Raw genomic sequence first — 22,396 nt, forward strand, 5'->3', positions numbered from 1 at the left:
GCATGGCAGGGATCTTCGATCGAATTGCAGGCGCCTCTGGCGCCGACGAAACGGAGCTGACGGTGGAGCCCATGGCGTTGGATGACGGCATGGATGATGAACAGCCTGTCATGAGCGCCGCTGTACAGGTCGATGAGCGCCGGACGCCGCAACGGGTACGTGAGGCCGTACAGGAAATGCTCAAGTACGGGCTGCTGGAAGAAAGCCACAAGCCCAACCTGTATCGCTCAGCACTTTCCAATATCGAGGCGGTCGACAGAATCCTGGAGCCGCTCGACCTTGCCATGGGAGTCGACGAGGTTCGGGGGCTGGTGTTTGTTATCGTTCGCCAGGGTGAGGTGGCCGAGCAGGATGACTGGTCGCACCCCCTCGTGCGTCGGCAAAGGCTGAATCTGGAGCAGTCTCTGCTGATAGCCATTCTGCGACAGCATTTCATCGCCTACGAACAGGAAAGCGGTACGGGCGCCAGTCAGGCACTGGTAGCGGTTGATGAGCTGATTCCCCAATTGCAGGTTTACCTGGGCGAACTGGGCAGTGAGGCGAAGGAGCGCAATCGCATCATCACGCTGCTAGACCAGCTCAAGGGGCATGGTTTGGTGTCGGCTCTGGACGCCCATGATCGCGTCATCATTCGCCCCATCATCACTCACTTGGCGAACCCGGAGAACCTGCAGGCTCTGGTGGCATGGCTGCGCGAGCAGGTGGAGGGTGCGGCTACGCCGGCTGCCGGTGATGGGGAGGACGAGGTGTGAAGCAAGCACTACTCTGGCGTGACAGCGAGACGTTTATTCTCACCAGCATCGAACTCTATAACTGGGGCGGCTTTCAGGGCTATCACCGTGCCGAGATCGATCCTTCCGGTACCGCCGTGATCGGCCCGACGGGGAGCGGTAAAACGACGCTGGTGGATGCTTTGATGACCTTGCTGTGCGCCAATCCGCGCTACAACCTGGCCTCCACGGGTGGGCATGAGAGCGACCGCGATCTGGTGTCCTATGTGCGGGGCGTCACCGGCCCTGGGGACGGGGGGGTGGAGCAATCTCATATCGCTCGCCAGGGTAAGACGGTCACCGCCATTGCCGCCACGCTCGAGCGTGATGGTACGCAGGTTCGACTGGGCGCTGTGCTCTGGTTCGAGGGCACAAGCTCCTCGGCATCGGATCTGAAAAAGCTTTGGCTGTTAAGCGAGTCCCCCGAGCAGACTCTGGAACACTGGCTCAGCCAGCATCACGCAGGCGGTATGCGGGCTCTGCGTCAGATGGAGAAGGATGGGACGGGTATCTGGCCTTATCTCAGCAAGAAAGCCTACTTGGCCAGGCTAAGGGATTACTTCGAGGTCGGTGAAAACGCATTCACCTTGCTCAACCGCGCTGCCGGCCTGAAGCAGCTCAACAGTATTGATGAGATCTTTCGCGAGTTGGTGCTGGATGACCGCTCCGCCTTCGAGCGGGCTGCCGAGGTCGCCAGCAGCTTCGATGATCTAACTGACATCCACCGAGAGCTGGAAACCGCTAGAAAGCAGCAGCGCTCATTGCAACCGGTCGCCGATGGCTGGGAGCGTTACAGGGCCTTGCAAGAACAGCTGCAAGATAAACAAGCCCTCGAAGGCATCCTTCCAGTCTGGTTCGCCGAGCAGGGGTATCGCCTATGGTTGGCTGAAACCAACAGGCTTGAGACGGAGTACAAACAGGCCGAACTGGATCAGGAGCAATGCAGGAGTCAGCTTGAGATCCAGAAGGGTGTGGTCGATCAACATCGCCAGAGCTACCTGCGAGTAGGTGGCGCAGGGATAGATCAATTACGCGGGCGCATTGCTGATTGGGTCCGGGAATGCGATAAGCGCCGCCTGAAAGCCGAGCAATACCAACGCTTGGCCAAGGGGCTTGGACTAGCGGATGAGTTATCGGCCGCTGCTCTCAAGGAGAATCAGCAGCAGATCGCGGCACGCCTGGAAATACTGACCCAGCAAATTACTGACGCGCGTCAGAAGGCGTTCGATGCAGGTCTCGTTCAGCAGGAACTCAATGGCCGCCTGCAGCGCTTACAGCAGGATCGTGCTGAGGTTGAGAGACGGCCAGGATCGAACCTGCCCGGGCATTTTCATGCTTTTCGAGGTGATCTGGCGCAGGAGCTTGGCGTCGATGAGTCGGCCTTGCCTTTCGTTGCCGAGCTGGTGCAGGTCAAGCCCGAGGAGCTGACCTGGCGGGGTGCCATCGAGCGGGCAATCGGTAGCCACCGGCTCCGTATCCTGGTGCCGCAGGGCTCATCCCAGAACGCACTGCGTTGGGTGAACCAACGGCATAACCGCTTGCATGTGCGCTTGTTGGAGGTCAAGGAGCCGTCGTCGCGCCCTGTGTTCTTCGACGATGGGTTTACCCGCAAGCTGAGCTTTAAGGAGCATCCGTACCGAGAAGCTGTAAAGGCACTACTGGCGGACAATGACCGCCACTGCGTCGAAAGCACGGAGCAATTGCGTCATACCCCTCACGCCATGACAGCCCAGGGGCTGATGTCGGGCAAAGAACGCTTCTTCGACAAGCAGGATCAGAAGCGCCTGGATGAAGACTGGCTGACCGGCTTCGATAACCGCGACCGCCTGGCTTTCTTGGCCGAGCAGATTCACGAGATCAATGAACAGCTCGCGCCTGCCAAGCTGGCCTTGGATGCCGCGCAGGACGATGTCCGTCAGCTGGAGACTCAAGCTTCGCTGCTGAAACGCGTTGAAGAACTGCAGTTCGAGGATATTGATCTGCCGGGCGCGGAGAGTCAGCTGGAATCGCTGCGTACGCAACTGGCCACCCTGACGCGCCCCGATTCTGACCTTGCCATGGTCAAGGTCGAACTGGATGAAGCCGAGACCCTGCTGGAGTCTCTGGACCAACAGCTCCGCCAACTGATCGAGCAGTGCGTTCAGTTAAAAACACAGTTTGACCAGGCCGCATCCGCTACCCGTAAGGCATATAACGGCGCGGAAAAAGGGCTGAACGATACGCAGCGTGAACTAGCGAAAGAGCACTTCCCTACTCTGGCCCCGGAAGACCTCGGCGACATTATCGAGTTGGAGCGCAAGCATACGCGTGAGCTTCAACAGCAGCTCAAATCGCTCGGCGAAAAATTGGGTCATGAGCAAACAGAGCTAGCCAAACGAATGTCCGACGCCCTGAAGGTCGATACCGGCGCGCTTGCAGAGGTCGGGCGAGAACTGGTGGACGTACCAAGGTATCTGGAGCGTCTGCGTGTGCTGACCGAGGAAGCCCTGCCCGAGAAACTCAAGCGCTTTCTGGAATACCTCAATCGTTCCTCGGATGATGGCGTCACCCAGTTGCTCAGCTATATCGACCATGAAGTCTCGATGATTGAGGAGCGCCTGGATGACCTGAACAGTACGATGCAGCGTGTCGACTTTCAGCCCGGACGCTATCTGCGCTTGGTCGCGAAAAAGGTCATTCATGAAAGCCTTCGCACCTTGCAACAGGCTCAGCGTCAACTGAACTCGGCGCGTTTCATCGATGATGAAGGCGAGAGCCACTACAAGGCATTGCAGGCGCTCGTTGGCCTGCTCAAGGATGCTTGCGAGCACAGCAGGAATCAGGGCGCCAAGGCGCTGCTGGATCCGCGCTTCCGCCTGGAGTTCGCGGTCTCGGTGATCGATCGCGAAAGCAGGAGTGTCATCGAAACCCGAACAGGTTCTCAGGGGGGTAGTGGTGGCGAGAAAGAGATCATCGCCTCCTATGTGCTGACCGCTTCCCTCAGCTATGCGCTCTGTCCCGACGGCAGCAGCCGGCCGTTGTTCGGCACCATCGTGCTCGACGAGGCGTTCTCGCGCAGCTCCCATGCGGTTGCCGGTCGGATCATCGCAGCGCTGAGGGAATTCGGCCTGCATGCTGTCTTCATCACGCCCAACAAGGAAATGCGCCTGTTGCGCCACCATACGCGTTCGGCAGTCGTCGTTCATCGGCGCGGCGTGGAATCCAGTCTGGTTTCCTTGAGCTGGGAAGCTTTGGATGAGCATCATCAACAGCGCATCAAGGCCATGCATGAAGTCGCCCACTGACATCAGTCGCAGCCTGGCCAGACAATGGCAGCGCTCCAGCGTACGCTTGGAACGCTTGCTCAATCCCGCTAGCTGGCCGCAAAGCCTCAACATAGGCAAGCCTTCGGCACGTCTGTTCACTGACAACATCCAGGCGGTACTCCGGCATGTGGAGAACTGGCGGAGCGTGAACGTGGGTAAAGTCGACTGGGAGCCCGTCAGCTACCGAGCAGGGCTGTCCCCCATTTCCTTGCCGATGCGTTGGCACTTGCGTAGCCCCTCCGAATGGATTGCCGCGAGCGATGATCCAAGGGTCAGCCAGGAATACGCTCAACTCGAGTATCTGGTCGAGCAGGTAGACAGTGCCTTTCATGCGCTGCTGGTGGCACAACGGAGCTTGTGGTTGACGAAGCCGTCTGAAGAAGTCGTCGCCACGGCGCGACTCGCCACCCGGTTGTCGCCAGGCTGTGCCCGAGGCCGTCCGCTGCGCCTGCTTGCCGAGCACGGCGTAGACACCAAGTTTTTCGAGCGCAACGCCAGCTTGCTGACCTGGCTCCTCGACGAGCGCTTCGGAGGCGCGGCATCCGAGCAAGGCCTGACGACTTTTCTGGATGCCTTTGAAGAAAGCAGCCACTGGGTTCTGGTCGTTCCCCTTCAGCCTGAGCTGTTGCCCTTCAAGCGGCTCAGACTCACCACTGCGGAACTGGCCGAAACCCCACTTCCCGGTTCGCGATTGCTCGTGGTGGAAAATGAGCAATGCATTCACTTGCTGCCTGAGAACTTACCGGACACCCTGGCTGTGCTGGGCTCAGGACTCGATTTGCAGTGGCTAGCGTCCGCGCACCTGGCCGGGAAACAGATCGCATACTGGGGCGATATGGATACCTGGGGCTTGCTGATGCTGGCGCGAGCGAGACTCCATCAACCAGCAGTCGAAGCACTATTGATGGAGCAAGAGCTGTTTGAACAGCACTCACCGGTGAGCGCAGTCGTCGAGCCGACCAAAGCTCTGGATTCGGCCCCACCTGGTTTGCTGCCTGACGAAGCGGACTTCTATCGGTATCTGCTGGTGCAAGAACGAGGACGTCTCGAGCAGGAGTACCTGCCAAAGGAACAAGTTGAGCGCGCTATCGAGCAGTGGGCTCGAAAGATCCCTGTATAGAGCGGCTGGCGGTGGGCTCAATAGCCCTGTAATCCTGAGACCGCCTACCCTTAAACCACAGCCTTCAGATATGCCTTCTCTGACATTTCCAACGTTGATCGCTTTAGGCGGCCGGTTTTCAGCGTTGGTCTGCAACGAGTCTTTCCACCTCGTCGACGATCTCAGCTGCGGTGCAGCCCAGGGGGTTAGCTAGCTTGATCAGGGTGGTGATCGTTGGCTGGTTGATGCCCCGTTCCATCAGGCTGACGTAGTTACGCTGCAATTCCGCCTCATGGGCCAATTGCTCCTGGGTGAATCCTGCTTCGACACGCCGTCTGCGCAGGACCTTTCCGAACGCCAATCCGACTTCCACAGATGACTCCCCAAAAGGGAGGACTATCTGGGCGGCGTCATCTCTGGTCTTCACAGTATATTGTGAATTTGGTAAAACGTGACCTCATGGCATGACGTCACCCCAGCGAATTGCAGGGCTGCCTTCCTACATGCCGTCTTCGTAATCGGCTGTAATTCAGTGCAAACGATTAATTTCCGATAAATAAGCAGTTAAATAGAAGGATGTTAAAAGTATATGAGGATTATTGGCATAGCTGCTTATGTGTCATTTGCATTTTTTTTGCAATCAGGAGCCTTCGCTGGCGAAACTGGAGTTCAGCAACTTGTTAAAAGATGCGAGGCTGCTTCCAAGGCTCGCGGGTCCTCACCTGCGCTCTGTTCGTGCACGTTGGAAAGAATGCAGGAGTATGGGTTCACTGATTCGGAGATTGTTAATTTTTCTCGACGAGACTTTAAGCCAAAGGATCTACATGAAACTGAACGCCATATGGATTACAGCATTAAGATTCGATTAATAGCAGGACAATGCGGCTGATTAGCTTTTCCACAGTCGTCAGTCTGGTCGTACGTCATTGATTATGTGATTTGCCGTAAAGGATTTTATGCGGAACTTTTCTAGGTTTGTTTCATTAGCTCTTGCTAGCTCTATTTTTGCTGGTTGCGGCAGTGAGGATTTCACAGGTGCGTATCGTTATAAGATACCCGGTAGCGAGCGGGTAATGGTTCTCAACGTTCACGGTGATGAGGCCGAGATATTTGGAGAGGATGTGAACGACGGTCGCATCAAACCGCTGGTTAAAATGGATGTTTCAGTAAAAGATAAAAAGTTACTCCTTGATGATGTTAATAGTTCCGAGCGATTGGCCCTCACGCGAAATGTAGATGAGCAGAGTGTCGATTGTCTCAACTGCAAGGTGCTTGGCATCAATGACGTATCGGTTTGGAAGTATGACCCTCAAGGGCCCTATGACGTAGAGCAGATGCTGAAAGACCAAGCACTCAAGGATGAAGAAGCATTAAATGCCGAACTGCTCAAGATGCAGGAGCAAATTTATGAGCAGGCCCAACGAGACGAAGAAGCGGCCAAGCTAGGTCAATATGAAGGGGATTGGGTTTATCAAAGGACATCGAAACAAGACCCCCTTATTATCATGACTATCTGGCAAAAAAGTCAGATTAAACGCTGGTCGTTCCGCTTTGAAACCATGGATCGAATAGGGCAGGAAGTACCAGGGTTCGAGGTTTCAGATGTTGGATTGAAGATCAAAGTTGGCTCTGAGAGCCTCCTATACAGCCTCAGCCCTGATAAGAAGATATTGACCTGCACGAACTGCAACAGACCTGAGCGCTGGGTCAAAGCTGACCCCAAGAAAGACCTCAGCGATCGCCATTACGCTCGACAGATGGCTGGCAACCCATAGTCCCTCCTGGGGCTCCCTTGTCCGAACTTGGACTGGACAGGAGGCTTTCTAGGCGTTTGTCCCTCAGATTTTTTGAGGTTGTGCTAATGCTTCAAGCAGCCTGTACGTTGGTGACCAGGAGTAAGCGATGAGCATCGTGGATGCTCATCGCCGCCCCCTCCACTGCGAGCAGCGGAGCAAGGAGGCGTCATTTAGCCATGCTCACGCTATTCCCAAGCGGCCAGATTTTAAGGCAGTAGGACGGCTGCGTCGGAAATCCATAAATATTTCATCCTCATTTCCCAATCTGGGAACTGACGAAATTTGCGGCATCTGCGTTAGCGCAGCGGAACATCGAGTTACCGTGTGTCTCGTAAGTAATCGGGAGCGCACGCTGATGAGATGGTTTTTCGTGGTGATGCTTTGCGGTGGTGCAGGTCTCTGGCTAAGCGCCCAATATCAAGTTCCGCAATGGTTGCTTTGGCTGCTGCTGGCGCTGGGAACCACGATATGGGGCCTGGCCAAGTGGATGGAACAGCAGGAGGCTGAGACGGAGCGCGATCATGATCGCAGGTGCTGATCAGGATTGGGCCGTATGGGATCTCCCAATGGCCGCAGCGCTGAACTACGCGCTGTGTGGTGGACGATGGTGAGCCAGCTATCCGGGACTTTGAGTTCATGGCCAGGAGATAACGAGATTGACTCTTCCTTATGAAAGAACACGCGCCATCGTCAAAACAGAGGAGTTCCTGCGTGAACTCTCCCGTCATTCGGGGTTACCGCAGGATATCCGCAGCTATGCGAAAAGCCTGCTCAGGCACTATCCATCTGCCGACCAGATTTTCTCGCTGGGGCGCCTTGAGGAATGTCTGGTAAACGAAGCGCTTGAAGATGAATACCGACGGCGGGTGATCGCCTTCCACCAGCCGCTGCTCTGCTCGTCGCTGGAGTCGACTCGATAGCGATGTCCCGCCCAAATTTTGAACCGCCGGTGTCTCACCTCGTCGCGCAGCGGCTGAAGCATCTGCGCAAGGGGAGGCCTTTCAGCATCAGGTGTCTTGCAGAGCTTGGTTCGAGCTCGGCCATCTCCAAGGCAGTCGCCCAACTTGTTCGCCGTGGCGAGCTTGAGCATGTGTATCGTGGCATCTACATGCGGCCGAAATACAGCCAGTACACCGGTCGGGTTCATCGTCCTGGGCCTTGGGACGTGGTGAATCTGATTGCCAGGCAGAACCGTTGGAAGCTGCAGATCCACGGCGCTGATGCCGTGAGGCGATTCGGGCTGAGTACACAGATGCCAGTCATTCCGATCTATTACACGAGCGGCCCCAGCCGATCGCTATTTGTGGGGAAGGCCGAGATCAGGCTCGTGCATGCTGCTCCGATGGTGATGCAGTGCGCAGGAACCAAAGTGGGGATGACCATCAGCGCTCTGTTTTATCTCGGCAAAGGTGGTACTACGCCGGAGTGTGTTGCTGTAATCAAAAAAGCTCTTAGCCCCGAAGACCTGAGCAAAATAGTGGCCTGCAGAATGCCGAAATGGATGCGCGCAGCGCTGGAGACAACATGAGCCGGTAAGAAGCAGCCAGACACTCCGTTTGGCTGCCTATCCCTCTATCAGGGTCGGACCTGCATCTATTGCTGGCTGCCCTTCTCCATATTTATCCGCGCCCTGCGGATATAGCTCACCGACACGCTGAGCCGGCGGGCGATCTCGGCGTCGGAAAGGCCCCCGAACTCCGAGATAATTTCGGGTGTCATTTCGGGCAACGGTCGCTTGTACGCTTGTATTCCAAGCTCCCTACGCATTTTTTTGACCGGAAAATTACTGACGCCTAAACGGTCAGCGACTTCTGTATCCGGCATCATCCCCAGTAGAGCTATGGCTTCGCTAGTCCAAATGTCCTCCAGTGGTTTGAAACGCTCACGACTGATCTTTGACTCTGGGATCTTCAGCTCCGCTCTCGCACGCTTGATTCGCTTGATGGAAACACCAAATCTTTTTGCCAGTCGGTAATTGGTTTCCTTCGCCAGTTGCACAATCAAATCAGGTGACAGCTCGGTGTCTTCGGGGCAGAACCCAAGAATGTTATTTGATTGGCGAAATCGTCGAACGGTGCTGGCGCCCAGCCCAAAGCGCCTGGCCACCTCCCGATCGCTCATTTTCCCAACGCATGCTTTCCAGTCATTCATCGTGCTCTCTCCTAATACATGAGACGACCAGGCAATTATTTGCGTGGCCTTGTATTCAGAGTGCGACTTTGAATACCCCCGGCTTACCAAGCTGCATAGCGAGGCATTGTTTGTAGCACCTGGGCCAGTGCGACCAATACCAAAATCCGCGCATGCGCGGATTTTTGAATGAGCGGGCCGCATGACTCTGATCTCAACCGTCCAGTCAAGATCAGCTAGTAGGCCAGCAGGTCTGTCTCGTAGCGCCGCTTTAGAATGGCCTTGGGCATATTGGATGTATCGATATGACGATTTTTCCGCGCATGCGCGGGATTTTGAACAACTCAAAAATAAAATTGCCTGGCGCGTAGCTCTACCCCCAAAACCAGTGGCCTTGGGACTTTCACTATCAGGTAGTAATCCAAAAAGTGAGAGCCCGTAATGCTAGATACATCCAATCATTCGGCGAGTGGAGATCAGCCACACATCAGCCCTGACTCACGGCATGCACAGCTGCTAGCGTTGGCTGCAGATGCTGGGCGTGATGTTGGTGTGATAGCGGAGATGCTGAGGTTTCTAGATGTTCATCCGCAGCTAATTGATTTCCCCCGAGTCATGCAGGGGTTTGTGAATGCGCTTGATGCCATGGACGTACCGCCGGAGCTCAGCCTAGGCGCGTGCGATTTCAGAGCCTGGCGGGACGAGTGCTGTTGGATTATTTCAATCCGAAACAATCCTGATTTTATTGCGGCTTTGGGCTCCATGTTTTACCAGGGAGATGAGCGGCGTACGCGTAACCCGGTCATCGGTAGGGGTGTACAGGAGCACGCGTTCCCATACGCGACACTGTGGCACGAACCTGCGGATTCAGAAAGCGAGCAGGATTACTACCGTCTTATTGGGCAGCTGCTTGTGGCCTATCAGCAAAGGGCGGATGGCCTGGGGCTGCGCGGGCAGAGATACAGCGCTTACCTTGAACTCCGAGCGCTCTGCGCACTGCAGATACTGTCTATACCAGATGATCTCAATATATGGTCCAGCTCTGCCGTATTTGCGCAGGGCTGCCGCCAATTCGACGCCGGCAGTTCAATCGATTACCTAGCAGAGTACTACCCACCAATAGTTCGTCTCGCTCGCTACCTAGGTGGTGAGGAACCGCCAGAACGTCACGGTGGCGGTGGCCATCGTCAGCATGGCGGTTCAAATAGCGCAGGCCTAGGTGTGCTGATTAGCCAAGGGGCTACCGAGTTCCCGCTCGAGGATCCAGACGACCCTGATTTGCTCCCTGGATATATAAGCTTCGTGGCGCATCAACCGCTAGACGATGATTTAGATGAAGCACTGCCGCTGGGCGAAATAACCGCGGCGCGCGAAATATGTTTGATCGATACAAGAGGTGATGTCAGACCATATGTAGCTGAATTGCTCAGCCATGAGGGCATGCTCGCTCATATTGCTCGCAGTCGGCAGTATTTACCGTTTGGCTACAACCTGCTCACGCAGTATGAGCTAGCGAACCTCCTATTTGGAGTCACTGATGAATTTATGCTCTGTAGGGAACGTATTCGTACTGCGCCAGCATTGGCGCAGATACAGATCCGGAGGCGCTTGGAGGCACTGCTGGTGCTTCATCTCATGCTGTGGTTTGGTCGATCGGTTGAGGACTGCAAAAAGCTGTGGATAGCTGAGCGGAATGCGCGTCCGAGCAAGGTGCTGGAGTTGGTTCTGGCTGATGAGGCAGGGCCGGCGGAGTTCAGATTTTTTGCACCGACACCGGACTATGCAGCGGAAGAGCACTTGCCTCGAGAGGCCGTTCGAGAGTCTCAACCAGTAATCGCGGTACCAGATATGGTTGGGACAGCTGCGCTCGTTATGGCAGTCCGGGACCTGTCGCCGGTGAACGGTTCTGCCATTATCACCTGCAAGGTCAAAGACCTAGAGCGTGAAATCCGCACCTTGTTGAGCGAGCTTGGGGGCGAAGATCCTCGCTACACGATGCACAAGGTGCGCTCCTATCTACATCGCCAAATCATCGCGGACACTCACGATGTGGTTGCAGCCACCATGTTATCGGGCATGCCTTGCCTATCAGCTAATACGCCACTGTATTACAGCCAGTACAGCATTAACTATTTACGAGGCCTTTATCGCCAGTCAGTTCAGAAGGTTTTAAATGCGGTTTATGCCACCGTGGGCCTGGAGGCTCCAAGTGCCCCGATGCCCGCTGTTCCGGAGGCGGCTGTTGGTGCCCGCAACTGCCTAAGGTTGGATACGGTAAAAGCCAATCTCCAGGCGTTGCTGGCTGTGTTGCGTAAGCGCCCACGTAACGATATTCAGCAACTGGTTCATTGGCACAACTGTCTTTCGCTGTGGACGGTTCAGATGTTTTTTATGGCAACTGGATGTCGAGCCATTCGTAACCCGTTGAAGCAGACAGACGAATTTGGATCGCGCGGCGGGCACAGCGCGCTGGGTGACAAGGGCGCAGATGATGGACATATGAGTCGTCTCGTGGTGTTGCCTGACCTGTTAAGGCGACAGTTACAGGCCTATAAGGCTCACTGCAGTGCAATTACCGCACAACTTGAGTCTCATCTACTCCAGCTGCCGGCCCCTACTAACGGTTTTTTTATCCGGTTAGCCGACGGGGGATATCTTTTCTACGAGGAAATTCGGCCGCTCCACATCAAAGCTGTAATGCGCCAGATTGAGGGTTTCACACCTCATCCAGTGAATGGATTCCGCAAACTGTTAAGAACAGAGCTCGCCGAGCGCGGATGCCCACCTGAAACACTGTCGGCTTTCATGGGCCATTGGCTGAGTGGCGAAGAGCCACAAGATATTTACTCGAGCTTTTGCCCACGTACTTATGTCCAAGGCCTTCATACCTACTTGTTGCCACTCATGCGGGAGATCGGTTGGATGGTTCGCAACAGCCACTTGGTTGCGGAGGCTGATGTATGAACAGCTCACGACTTTCGGATGAGATGCTGTCTGTTGTCTGGAGTCCGGATAAACATGATCCAGAGTGGAAAAGTGGATATCTTCTGACGCTCCAGGAATACTGCAAAAGCTCCGGTAACAGCATCGGGGAATGGCTCTGCGGGCAACGTTCGCTGCGAAGCTTTCCCCTTAAAGAAATGCGTAATCTCGAAAATAAACTTGAAAGCACAGCATTACGCAACGTTCTACTAGATATAACAACTCGTGCGCAGCAGTTTAATCCAAATTTGCCGCTTGCTCTAAGAGCGATCGAAACGCAGCGCCGCCCTAATCCGATTAATCCAGACCTGTACACCGCAGAGAATCTGTCGGCCAGTCAAGACATGGTTGATTCGCTGGAGCGCGCCATCAGGCGTGATCTAGAACAACTCACGCCCATTGAGCGGATTGGGCTGCTTCTTCTGAGTGCTGCCTACTACGGTGCCCTGATGGACATTCCCCAGCTGAATGCGCTGACTCAGCTTGAGCCGGGTCAGGCGCTTTGGAACTCTGAAATCCCAGAATTCCGGCTGAGACTGTCAATCCGAGGTCAACCTGAAGCTGAAGACCGGCAATGGTTTGCAGACCCGATAACGCTGGCATTTCTATCGCGCTGTGCTGAAGATCTAGCCGAGAACCGGTCTTACTTGGCTCGAAAGGACGGGAAGTTAAAGTGTATTCAAGCGGCGCTGGCCACAGGAGAAATTTGCCCTGATAACCAGCCAGCCTCTCTAGAACGAGTGTTTGAGTTGCTGCATATCGAGCGTCAAACACAGTTGCCACAGCTGCTAATAAATTACGCTACAAGATCCAAATTTGTGTCGCACTCTGTTTTGTCGGACTCATGGCAGCATTTGAACGGGAATGCACCAGTACCAAGAAGCGAAGAGAAACATAAACGGAAAAAGCACCGATTTCGCAGGCCCGAACAAAATGTTCCCGAGTGGTTAACGGTATTGTGCCGAAAAGTCCGCAAGCGGCAAATTGCAGCATTCGAAAATGAGCAACCAGCTAGAGCCCTTGAAGCGCTTATTGGCGACTGGGCGTCATTTCTGCTTCACGGTCGCTCGTTCTATGGCAACCCATTACAGCCGAAAACAGTGGCCAACTATTTGCGGGATGTTGGTGTTAGGTTGGACAATATACTCTCTGTTGAATCGATCCTGGATGTTCCACTGGATGCGCTGGAGGAACTCTATGAGCAGATGCTCGAAGCTCAACCCACAGCTCCTATGAGGAGAAACCTAGCCAAGGGGCTGTTGGAATTTCATGGCTATCTACAGCAAAGATTTGCGTATCCACCTATCAGTCCCTATGCGGCATTGGGTATTGGGAAAACACCTCAGTTCGTCGATGCCCAGATCATCAGCGAGGAGCAATATAGCCTAGCGTTGCGAGATCTAGCTGCAGGCCCGTTGAGCCAGCGTTCGCCACGCCTCGCAATGGTCGCGCAGGTGATGCTGATTTTCGGTTTTCGCCTAGGTCTGCGTCGTAATGAGGCGCTGAAATTGCTGCGTCGTGATCTGCAATTACCTGCGCTGTCTGTTGAGCGTGCCGCTGCAGTAAGGCGTAGACATCTGACCCTCAAGCCGTTGTCGCCTGAGCGATTGATTGCTCCTGAACGACCGGTCAACCTGCATGTTCGACCACATGCTCAGCGTGCGTTAAAAACACGTAACTCGACAAGGACGCTACCACTTCATGTTTTGCTTGAGCCAGATGAGTTGCAGCTCATCGAGCGCCTGGCCCGGCTGCGCGATGATGAAGAGCTGAAGGGGCCATATTCGGAATTTTTGTTCTGTATCCCGGAATTCCAAACTCTATGGGTATCTGAATCGACACTGATGCCGGCTATTCATGACGCACTACGCCGTGTCACTGGGTGCAGCGATGTGCACTTTCACCACCTGAGACATTCGGCCGCGACTTGGCTGACGCTTAAGCTGGCCGCTTCAGCCCTCGGTGTTAGTCAGTCGGTTGGATTGCTGTTCTGTCAGCATGCGCAAACCATGAATTGGCTGCTGGACACAAAACGGTTCAACCGAGCCTTTCTTCACTCCCCGGAGGCCGCCAGCCGACGGGTGATCCATATCACCAGCGCTGTGCTCGGGCATGCGAGTCCCAAAACATCCCTACTGCACTATGTTCATTGCATGCCATGGTTATCGGCGCTGTGCTGGCAGTGGAATCCTGAATTTTGGCCGCCTGGCCATGTCATAGCGCAAATTGCCCAAGTCAGTTTGCCAAACAAGCCTGACGACCTACCTGCACCAGGCCTGCCTGCAGAGATTAGGCACATGCAGAGAATCATCGGCCGCATGCGGGTCTATAGGCGCAGCAACCAAGGAAAAGTTAAGCGTCCGCTGATTTGCCATCAGAGGAGTGACGGTGGATGGGCACTGACGAGAATGAATGACATTTCATCCATGCTCGCGTACCAGGCTTACGCGGAGGCATCGGGGCACTCGGTCAATATGGACTGGGTAGAGTTCTCCGAATCGGATCGATTAGCCATGTTGGAACGGGCGAGATACATCAGCCATCTCGGTAAGCATCGCCTGCAGAGCCCAGCAACCTCTGACTCAGATCATAGAATTGAGCTTGTCCCAAGACCGCCTAGGCACGGAGGTCTGGCTGGGGTAGCCGCCTATGCGGATCAACTCTATCGCCTGCTAAGCGGCCGGCATAGAGCCAAAGCTAGTCGAGTGCTGGACGACTTCGTGGAGCGCTGCTGGGCGAGTGAGACGACACTGCGCTTCTACTCCGGTAGGGATGATCAGAGTGCCCGTGAGTACCTGTGGCTGCTATCGGAACTGGGCATCCCTTTGGCTGATACTGAGTTCATCGTTTACGATGAGCGCACGTCCAGGCAAACCAAAAGCCGTTGGCGCACGGTTCTGGGAAAACCTCGTTTGAGGTTCATTGAACAAGTCCCGGAGAATCGAAGCAGTCAGAACAGCCACATAGGCATTCGAGTGATGCTGCGTTTGCCAGGTGCCAAGCCCACTGCTCAGGAGCAGAACCATCACTCCGGCGCCGCCTTGCGCTACCTGATGTTGATGGCTTCCATCGACTGGCATTTCCGTGCCTGACCAAGCCCGGATGGCATTCAGCCCGCCGGATCATCCTGCAATTCCAGCAACTCTCCCACCTGGCAGTTCAGGTACTGGCAGATCGTTTCCAGGTCCTTGAGCTCCACCCTCTGCGCGGTCTCGTGATAGAGCCGCGTGAGGGTTCCGCGGTTGATCCCCGTGTCCCTGACCACGTCACTGATCTTCAGTTTCCGCTCGCCCAGTAAGCGAGACAAATGGCACTTGACCATCACAATCTCCAAAAAATGATCTTCAGAAGATCATTTTGTCCTTGCAAAGCTCAAAATGAGCGTTATATTGATCTGCAGGAGGTCATTATGAGTGTTCAGAAGCTCATAAGAATCCGCTGTCGTTCAATTTAGCAGAGAGGGCATATCCATGTCTCACACATACCTGACTACCGAAGAGCTGGCCACGCGCATGAGGTACGACGCGCGCACCATCCGTAATCGCTTGAAAGATTCAGTCCTGCTCGAAGGAATTCACTACTTCCGTCCCTTTGGCGGCCGCAAGATTCTTTTCATCTGGGAAGCTGTCGAAGAAGACATGCAGAAATTCTCGCGGGCTTCTGGGCTGGTTCCGATGGCTGGTGGAGGCATCTGCCATGGGTAAGATTCGTGCCCGTGCCGACAACGAAAAGTTGTTCTTTGACTTCACCTACCTGGATCAGCGCTGCCGCGAGCAGACCACGTTGCCTGATACGCCTGCTAACCGGAAAAAGCTGGAGAAGATCCTTGAGCGCATAGAGGCGGAAATCACCCTCGGCTGCTTCGACTACGCAACCTACTTCCCTCAAAGCAGTAAAGTACAAGAGATCAGTCGGCTGCAGGCTGGCTGTACATCGCTGAAAACACCACTGTTCAAGGATTTTGCCGAACTGTGGTTTGAGGAGATGAGGGTCGAGTGGCGTGATACGCACGCCAAAACCGTGCGCCTTACCCTTGATAAGCATTTGCTGCCTGAGTTCGGCAAAAAAGAGGTCAGCGCCATCACCAAAGCAGAGCTTCTGTCATTCCGCTCGGCACTCGGCAAAGTCCCCGGGCAGAAAGGTCAGAGTCTGACAGCGACGCGAATCAACCACATCATGACGCCATTGCGCATGATCCTTAGTGAGGCAGCTGACCGCTTCGAGTTTACCTCGCCATATCTCAACATCAAATCACTGAAAGTCCCCAAGACAGACGTGGAACCCTTCACCTTGGATGAGGTGCTGCAGATCCTCAGCATAGTGCGTGAGGACTTCCGCAACTACTACACCGTGCGCTTTTTCACAGGCATGCGGACGGCCGAAGTTGATGGCCTGCAATGGAAGTACGTCGACTTTCAGCGGCGGCAGATTCTGATCCGTGAAACCTGGGTGGGCGGCAAGCTCGACTACACCAAGAACGACGGTTCACAGCGTGAGATCGATATGTCCGAGCCGGTCTACCAGGCGCTCCTCGGCCAGCGGGAGAAAACCGGCAGCGGACAGTTTGTCTTTAGCACCCGCGAAGGTACGCCGCACGCATACCGCAACATCAACGACCGGGTTTGGTATCCGCTGCTGCGTCACCTGGGTTTGCGCAGGCGGCGTCCCTACCAAACCCGTCATACGGCCGCGACCCTCTGGCTGGCTGCAGGCGAAAACCCGGAGTGGATCGCCAGGCAGATGGGACACTCCACCACCGAGATGCTGTTCCGCGTCTATTCGCGCTATGTCCCCAACCTGACTCGCCGCGATGGCAGCGCCTTCGACAACCTGATTAAAGCCAATCTCAAGGCCTGAGGAGCTTCCATATGAAACTGATCAAACGTGACAACGTGACCCCTCTGCATTCATCGATGGAGGCCCGCGAGCATAAGTACCTCAAGCATCTGGCTTCCGCCATGAGTCACTACCTTGAGAACCCCCATGGCACCGAGCTTATTTGCATCCTCGGCTCCGGCTACGAGAAGGATAATCGGCATGCCCTCGAAACCTGGGTCGCCTACCACCGCAACGAAGTTTTCGAGAAGCGCCTGGAGGGTCGCAGTCCGCTGGACTATCTGATCGAGAAGCTTGAGAGCCTGTTGGGTAACTAAGTTCGAAAGGGGCCGAAAGGCCCCTTCATTGTTCTACCCTGGCAGTGGCGAGACTATTCCATTCATTCGCCAATCTTCGTTTGGGTTGGGTTACCGCCCCCCCTGCCGGCCACAGCTCAACTTGAACATGTAGTCAGGCATGTAAGGACCCGGATCGACGGATTGGTTTACTATCCAGGGCGCGAACCAGAGCACATTTTTCTCCTGCCTGCTGATGGGCAAGAGGGGGCGGGAGTATAGGGACAGTGGTAAAGAAGCAGCTCATATTGGCCAGCTGGGTGGGCGGGAATGATCTCAAAGCAGTTGCTGGTGCTGAGGCTGGCCCGATTCTGGCGACCCTGAACACTGTGGCTGTTGATAAAGTTGAGCTGCTTTGTTCATACCCCGCCGAGCGCGTTGAACTCTACCTGGCCTGGCTGCGCCAGCAGGTCGATGTAGCAATCACCGCGCATTACGTTTCCCTGTCTTCTCCCGTTCATTTCGGGGAGATCTACCAGGCCGCCAGCCAGCATTTAAAACGCCTGAGTACTTCCAGTAATCAGCTTACCATTCTTCTCAGTCCCGGCACACCGGCCATGCAAGCAGTGTGGATTCTGCTGGGGAAAACACGCTATCCGGCGACCTTCTACCAGTCGTCACTTGAGCAAGGCGTGCAGCAGGTCGAAGTGCCTTTCGAGATCGCGGCCGAATATGTGCCGGCCGCCGACACCATCAGTACCGACAAGCTGGTTCAGCTCGCCGGGCTGGATGCCCCCGTGGATGCAGCCTTCGACAGCATCGTGACGCAGAGCGAGCGCATGCTAGCGCTCAAGGCTCAGGCGCAGATACTCGCGGCGAAGCAGGTCCCAGTGCTGATTTACGGCGAAACCGGCACCGGCAAAGAGCTGTTTGCCCGCGCCATTCACAACGCCGGTCCACGTTCTGCAGCGCCCTTTGTTGCGGTGAACTGCGGAGCCATCGTGCCGGAGCTGATCGACTCCACCTTGTTTGGCCACAAGAAGGGCGCATTCACTGGCGCTATTGCGGATCGGCCCGGGGTGTTCCAACAGGCCCATGGCGGAACGCTGTTTCTGGATGAGTTCGGTGAGCTAACGCCGGATGTGCAAGTGCGCCTCTTGCGCGTACTGCAGGAAGGCACCTTTACCCCGGTAGGCTCCAGCCAGGAACTCAAGGTCGATGTGCGGCTGATCACCGCCACTCACCGCAACCTGATGCAGGAAGTTGCTCACGGGCGCTTCCGTGAAGACCTGTTTTATCGCATCGCTGTGGGTGTGCTGCACCTCCCGCCGCTCAGAGAGCGCGAAGGTGATCTGCTGTTACTGTCGGAAAAGCTGCTGGCCGGCATTGCCAGTCAGGATGCCAGCCTCGGCGATAAGAAAATTTCCGCAGAAGCAAAAAATCTTATCCTTCAGTACCCATGGCGTGGCAACGTTCGCGAACTGCAATCCACCTTGTTGCGCGCGGCTCTCTGGTGTTCGGGCGATCTGATTGCTGCTCATGATATCGAGCAAGCGCTGTTCAAATTGCCCCACGCACAGGCCGATGTACTGGCCATGGATGTTTCGCAAGGCATTGATCTACAACAGGTAATCGCCGAAGTGGCCGGGCATTATCTGCGCAAAGCGCTGACGCTTACCGGCAATAATAAGACCCGTGCGGCCAGCCTGCTAGGCCTCAAAAGCCAGCAAACGCTGAGCAATTGGATGGAAAAGTACGGCATCGAATAAAAACTTGGCACGGTCCTCGCTCTAGGGCCCTCATGGACAGAATCGCCTACATGAAATCAGTCAACTTCGAGTTTCTCCGCACCGGCAATGAACTGCTGGCAAACCTCGCTGGCCTCGCCGAAGCCGTTCTGCATATCGACCCGGGCAGTGCGCTCACTCGCCTGCGCAGCTTCGCCGAAGAGCTGACCAAAGCCATCTACAAGGAAGAGCTGCTGCCGCGTATGCCGCAGTCAACCTTCTACGACCTGGTGAAAAACTCGGTGTTCACCAATTGCGTCAGCAAGCCGCTGGTTCACCAGATCAACTTCCTCCGTATCCAGGGCAACGATACTGCTCACGGCGCTGAAGGTGACCTGCGCAATGCACAACTGGCACTGAAGACCGCCCATCAGCTGGCCATGTACATGGCCATCAAGTACTACGGCACCGCACAGACCGATATTCCGCCCTTTGCCGAGGTGCAGGATCCGACCGCGACCCTCGTCCGCCTGCAGAAGACCGTCTCCAGCTACGAGAAGGAACTCAATCAGCAGCAGGAAGAGCTGCAACGCGTCATGGAGAAGCTTGAGCAGGAACGCACCCGCAATCTCGACAAGCTGGAACCACCTGCCAAGCCGGATCAGCAGAAGCGTCAGCAGCAGAGCCAGAAGGTAGCCGACAGCCTGCAGTGGAACGAGGCCAAGACCCGCGCCCTGCTGATCGACGCCATGCTGGTGCAGGCGGGCTGGGATATCAGCAATCCCTCGCAGGTCGGCCAGGAAGTGGACGTCGACTTCCCCGATAACGTTTCCGGCAAGGGCCGTGCGGACTACGTGCTATGGGGTGATAACGGTCAGCCGCTGGCCGTGATCGAGGCCAAGAAATCCGGCAATGTCAGCCTGCAGGCCGGGCGCGAACAGGCGCGCATGTATGCCGACGGCTTCGAGCGCATGGGCATGCAACGCCCGGTGATTTTCTACAGCAACGGCTACGAGACCTTCATTTGGGACGACGCGCAGTACAACACCTACCGCCCGGTGTATGGCCTCTACAGCAAGGACAGCCTCGAATACCTGATCTACCAGCGCCAATATCGCAAACCGGAGCTGGAGCGTCATAACCCGGATCTGAACATCGCTGACCGCCCCTATCAGATCGAAGCCATTAAAACGGTTGCCGCTCACTTCCAGAATCAGCGCCGCCGCGCGCTGATCATCCAGGCCACCGGCACGGGCAAGACTCGCGTGGCCATCGCCTTGGCCGAGCTCCTGCTGCGCACCGGTTGGGCTAAGCGTGTGCTGTTCCTGTGTGACCGCAAGGAGCTACGCGTACAGGCCGATGATGCCTTCAAGCAGAACCTGCCCAGCGAGCCGCGCTGCGTGATTGGTGAAACCAACAAGGTAGACCAGACCGCCCGCGTCTACATCGCCACCTACCCGGGCATGATGAACCGCTTCGCCCAGCTCGATGTGGGCTTCTTCGACCTGATCATTGCCGACGAAAGCCACCGCAGCATCTACAACAAGTACCGGGACCTGTTCGATTACTTCGATGCCCTGCAGGTAGGCCTCACCGCCACTCCGGTGAAGTTCATCAGCCGCAACACCTTCGACATGTTCGACTGCGAGACCACCGACCCGACCTTCGAGTTCGGCCTCGATGCCGCCATCAACAACGATCCGCCTTACCTGGTGCCGTTCCGCGTCAAAGACCTCACCACCGACTTCCTGCGCGATGGCATCCACTACAACGACCTGAGCGAGGAACAGCAGCGCCAGCTCGAAGAAGACCTCGGCGAGGAGGAGGCCAAACGCACCACCATCGCCGGCAAGGACATCGGTCGCAAGATCTTCAGCGAAGACACCGACCGCATCATCCTGGAAAACCTGATCAACAACGGCATCAAGGACGAGACCGGCTCACTGGTCGGCAAGACCATCGTCTTCGCCCAGCGTCAGGACCATGCCGAGCACCTGGAAAAGCTCTTCTGCAAGCTCTACCCGCAGCACGGCAGCAAGGTCTGCAAGGTCATCCACAACCAAATCCCGCACGTGGATACCCTGATCAAGGAATTCAAAAAGCCGGACAACGACTTCCGCATCGCCATCTCGGTGGACATGCTCGACACCGGCATCGACGTGCCCGAAGTGGTCAACCTGGTCTTCGCCAAACCGGTCAAATCCTGGGTGAAGTTCTGGCAGATGATCGGTCGCGGCACACGCCTGCGCCCCAACCTGTTTGGTCAGGGCAAGCACAAGACCGAGTTCCTCATCTTCGATCATTACGGCAACTTCGACTTCTTCGAGCAGGAGTACGAAGAGCCGGACGACCAGGGCGGCAAGTCGCTCCTGCAGACCACCTTCGAAGCGCGCCTGGAGCTGGCGCAGGCCGCTCTCAAGCACAACCATGCTGCTGCCTTCGATGTCGCCATCGAGCTGCTGCGTGCCGACATCAACGACCTGCCGGAGAGCAGCGTTGCCGTCAAACGCGAGTTGCGTGCCGTGCACCAGTTGCAGCAGGGCGACCAGCTGCAAAAGTTCGACGCCAAGATCCAGCACCTGCTGGCGACCACCATCGCTCCGCTGATGTCGGCTCGTGTGCTGCGCGACAAACATGCCACCGCGCTCGACAAACTCATCGCCGGTATCGAGCGCTGCCTGGTGGAACAGGCCAGCTGTTTCGAGGATGGCAAGATCACCCTGCTGGAAGAGATCGACAAGCTCGCCATCAACATCCAGGCCGTGCGCCAGAAGGATGCCCTGATCGCGGAGGTTCGCAGCGCGGACTTCTGGCTCAACGCCAACGTGGGCAAGCTGGAGCGCGCCCGGCAGGAGCTGCGGGGCATCATGAAATACCGCCAAACCGGTGGCACGGACGGTTATGCCATGCCCAGCACAGGTACCCGTGATACCGGCGTAGAGGTTAATGAGCGCAAGGTCACCATTGCCGGCGCCAACGAGGCGCTGGCTTACCGTCGCCGCCTCAAGGACATCCTCGACGGCATGCTGACCGCCAACCCGACCCTGCAGAAAATCCACAAGGGCGAGCCGATTGCCGAACAGGAGTTGAACTCGCTGACCTCGACCATCCTCACCAGCCACCCCGGCGTCAGCCTGCAGGTGCTCAACGAGTTCTATGGCCGCACCGCCAGCGAGCTGCAGTTGACCGTGCGCGAGCTGATCGGCCTGGATGTACAGGCCATCGAGCAGCATTTCGCCCAGTTCCTGCATACCCACCCCAGCCTCACGGCCCAGCAGGTGCGCTTTATGAACCTGCTGAAAAGCTACATCGCCCAGCACGGCAGCATCGTCATCGAAAAGCTCTACGACGCTCCATTCTCCAGCATTTCCCACGAAGGCATCGACGGTGTGTTTAGCCCTGCCGATGTGGGTGAGCTGGTGGCCGTGCTCAAGCCCTTCTTGCGCGGGGAAACCCCGCCCACCAGTCACTAGGAG

Annotated in this window: 17 protein-coding genes; 14 read left to right on the top strand and 3 right to left on the bottom strand. The window is 56.1% G+C overall.

From position 1 onward, the window contains the following. Positions 1-2 precede the first annotated feature (2 nt). From ACSX1C_RS16425 to ACSX1C_RS16435, 3 genes are read left to right on the top strand one after another with little or no spacing between them, the layout of a single operon-like run. Positions 3-752, top strand: coding sequence for a DUF4194 domain-containing protein (locus ACSX1C_RS16425; protein ID WP_439887029.1), 750 nt, complete (start codon positions 3-5; stop codon positions 750-752). After that, entirely contained in the window at positions 749-4,054 is a 3,306-nt protein-coding gene (locus ACSX1C_RS16430) for an ATP-binding protein (protein ID WP_439887030.1), read from the top strand. Before ACSX1C_RS16425 ends, ACSX1C_RS16430 begins: the two co-directional genes overlap by 4 nt. After that, on the top strand, positions 4,005-5,195 hold the full coding sequence (locus tag ACSX1C_RS16435) for a Wadjet anti-phage system protein JetD domain-containing protein (RefSeq protein WP_439887031.1): 1,191 nt from the start codon (positions 4,005-4,007) through the stop codon (positions 5,193-5,195). The genes ACSX1C_RS16430 and ACSX1C_RS16435 overlap by 50 nt, the downstream gene beginning before the upstream one ends. 118 nt (positions 5,196-5,313) lie before the next feature. On the opposite strand, the gene ACSX1C_RS16440 is transcribed toward ACSX1C_RS16435, so the two are convergent. Continuing rightward, on the bottom strand, positions 5,314-5,547 hold the full coding sequence (locus ACSX1C_RS16440; RefSeq protein WP_105446919.1) for a helix-turn-helix domain-containing protein: 234 nt from the start codon (positions 5,545-5,547) through the stop codon (positions 5,314-5,316). A 700-nt stretch (positions 5,548-6,247) separates the two neighbouring features. Here ACSX1C_RS16440 and ACSX1C_RS16445 point away from each other — a divergent pair. The 4 genes from ACSX1C_RS16445 (at position 6,248) to ACSX1C_RS16460 (ending at position 8,498) form a co-directional block, all read left to right on the top strand. Then, positions 6,248-6,949, top strand: a complete 702-nt coding sequence (locus tag ACSX1C_RS16445; protein WP_439887032.1) for a hypothetical protein — start codon at positions 6,248-6,250, stop codon at positions 6,947-6,949. 127 nt (positions 6,950-7,076) lie between these two features. After that, positions 7,077-7,508, top strand: a complete 432-nt coding sequence (locus ACSX1C_RS16450; RefSeq protein ID WP_247722936.1) for a hypothetical protein — start codon at positions 7,077-7,079, stop codon at positions 7,506-7,508. Positions 7,509-7,626: 118 nt separating this feature from the next. Then, positions 7,627-7,890 (top strand): BPSL0761 family protein, encoded by a 264-nt coding sequence (locus ACSX1C_RS16455; protein WP_023131001.1) that lies wholly within the window; start codon positions 7,627-7,629, stop codon positions 7,888-7,890. A 2-nt stretch (positions 7,891-7,892) separates the two neighbouring features. Then, on the top strand, positions 7,893-8,498 hold the full coding sequence (locus ACSX1C_RS16460) for a DUF6088 family protein (protein WP_247722938.1): 606 nt from the start codon (positions 7,893-7,895) through the stop codon (positions 8,496-8,498). Positions 8,499-8,563: 65 nt separating this feature from the next. Here the strand turns inward: ACSX1C_RS16460 and ACSX1C_RS16465 are convergent, their stop codons facing one another. Continuing rightward, entirely contained in the window at positions 8,564-9,121 is a 558-nt protein-coding gene (locus ACSX1C_RS16465; RefSeq protein WP_108116130.1) for a hypothetical protein, read from the bottom strand. A 420-nt stretch (positions 9,122-9,541) separates the two neighbouring features. Here ACSX1C_RS16465 and ACSX1C_RS16470 point away from each other — a divergent pair, with 420 nt between their 5' ends. After that, positions 9,542-12,064 carry a hypothetical protein gene (locus ACSX1C_RS16470; protein ID WP_439887033.1) on the top strand — a complete coding sequence of 841 codons (2,523 nt, stop codon included), beginning with the start codon at positions 9,542-9,544 and terminating at the stop codon, positions 12,062-12,064. Continuing rightward, positions 12,061-15,174 carry a hypothetical protein gene (locus ACSX1C_RS16475; protein WP_439887034.1) on the top strand — a complete coding sequence of 1,038 codons (3,114 nt, stop codon included), beginning with the start codon at positions 12,061-12,063 and terminating at the stop codon, positions 15,172-15,174. Before ACSX1C_RS16470 ends, ACSX1C_RS16475 begins: the two co-directional genes overlap by 4 nt. A gap of 17 nt (positions 15,175-15,191) precedes the next feature. On the opposite strand, the gene ACSX1C_RS16480 is transcribed toward ACSX1C_RS16475, so the two are convergent. Beyond that, positions 15,192-15,404, bottom strand: coding sequence for a helix-turn-helix domain-containing protein (locus tag ACSX1C_RS16480; RefSeq protein ID WP_128723350.1), 213 nt, complete (start codon positions 15,402-15,404; stop codon positions 15,192-15,194). Between the two features lie 148 nt (positions 15,405-15,552). On the opposite strand from ACSX1C_RS16480, the gene ACSX1C_RS16485 reads away from it, so the two are divergent. From ACSX1C_RS16485 to ACSX1C_RS16505, 5 genes are all read left to right on the top strand, one after another. Continuing rightward, on the top strand, positions 15,553-15,786 hold the full coding sequence (locus ACSX1C_RS16485; protein ID WP_034021807.1) for a hypothetical protein: 234 nt from the start codon (positions 15,553-15,555) through the stop codon (positions 15,784-15,786). After that, positions 15,779-16,939, top strand: coding sequence for an Arm DNA-binding domain-containing protein (locus ACSX1C_RS16490; RefSeq protein WP_439887035.1), 1,161 nt, complete (start codon positions 15,779-15,781; stop codon positions 16,937-16,939). The genes ACSX1C_RS16485 and ACSX1C_RS16490 overlap by 8 nt, the downstream gene beginning before the upstream one ends. A gap of 11 nt (positions 16,940-16,950) precedes the next feature. Then, positions 16,951-17,235, top strand: a complete 285-nt coding sequence (locus ACSX1C_RS16495; protein WP_439887036.1) for a hypothetical protein — start codon at positions 16,951-16,953, stop codon at positions 17,233-17,235. A 245-nt stretch (positions 17,236-17,480) separates the two neighbouring features. Beyond that, positions 17,481-18,962 carry a sigma-54 interaction domain-containing protein gene (locus ACSX1C_RS16500; RefSeq protein ID WP_439887037.1) on the top strand — a complete coding sequence of 494 codons (1,482 nt, stop codon included), beginning with the start codon at positions 17,481-17,483 and terminating at the stop codon, positions 18,960-18,962. Between the two features lie 50 nt (positions 18,963-19,012). Then, entirely contained in the window at positions 19,013-22,393 is a 3,381-nt protein-coding gene (locus ACSX1C_RS16505) for a DEAD/DEAH box helicase family protein (protein WP_439887038.1), read from the top strand. Positions 22,394-22,396 lie beyond the last annotated feature (3 nt).

Origin of the sequence: Pseudomonas sp. MBLB4123 (genome assembly GCF_051904775.1) — a bacterium.
GTDB classification, from domain to species: domain Bacteria; phylum Pseudomonadota; class Gammaproteobacteria; order Pseudomonadales; family Pseudomonadaceae; genus Aquipseudomonas; species Aquipseudomonas benzenivorans_B.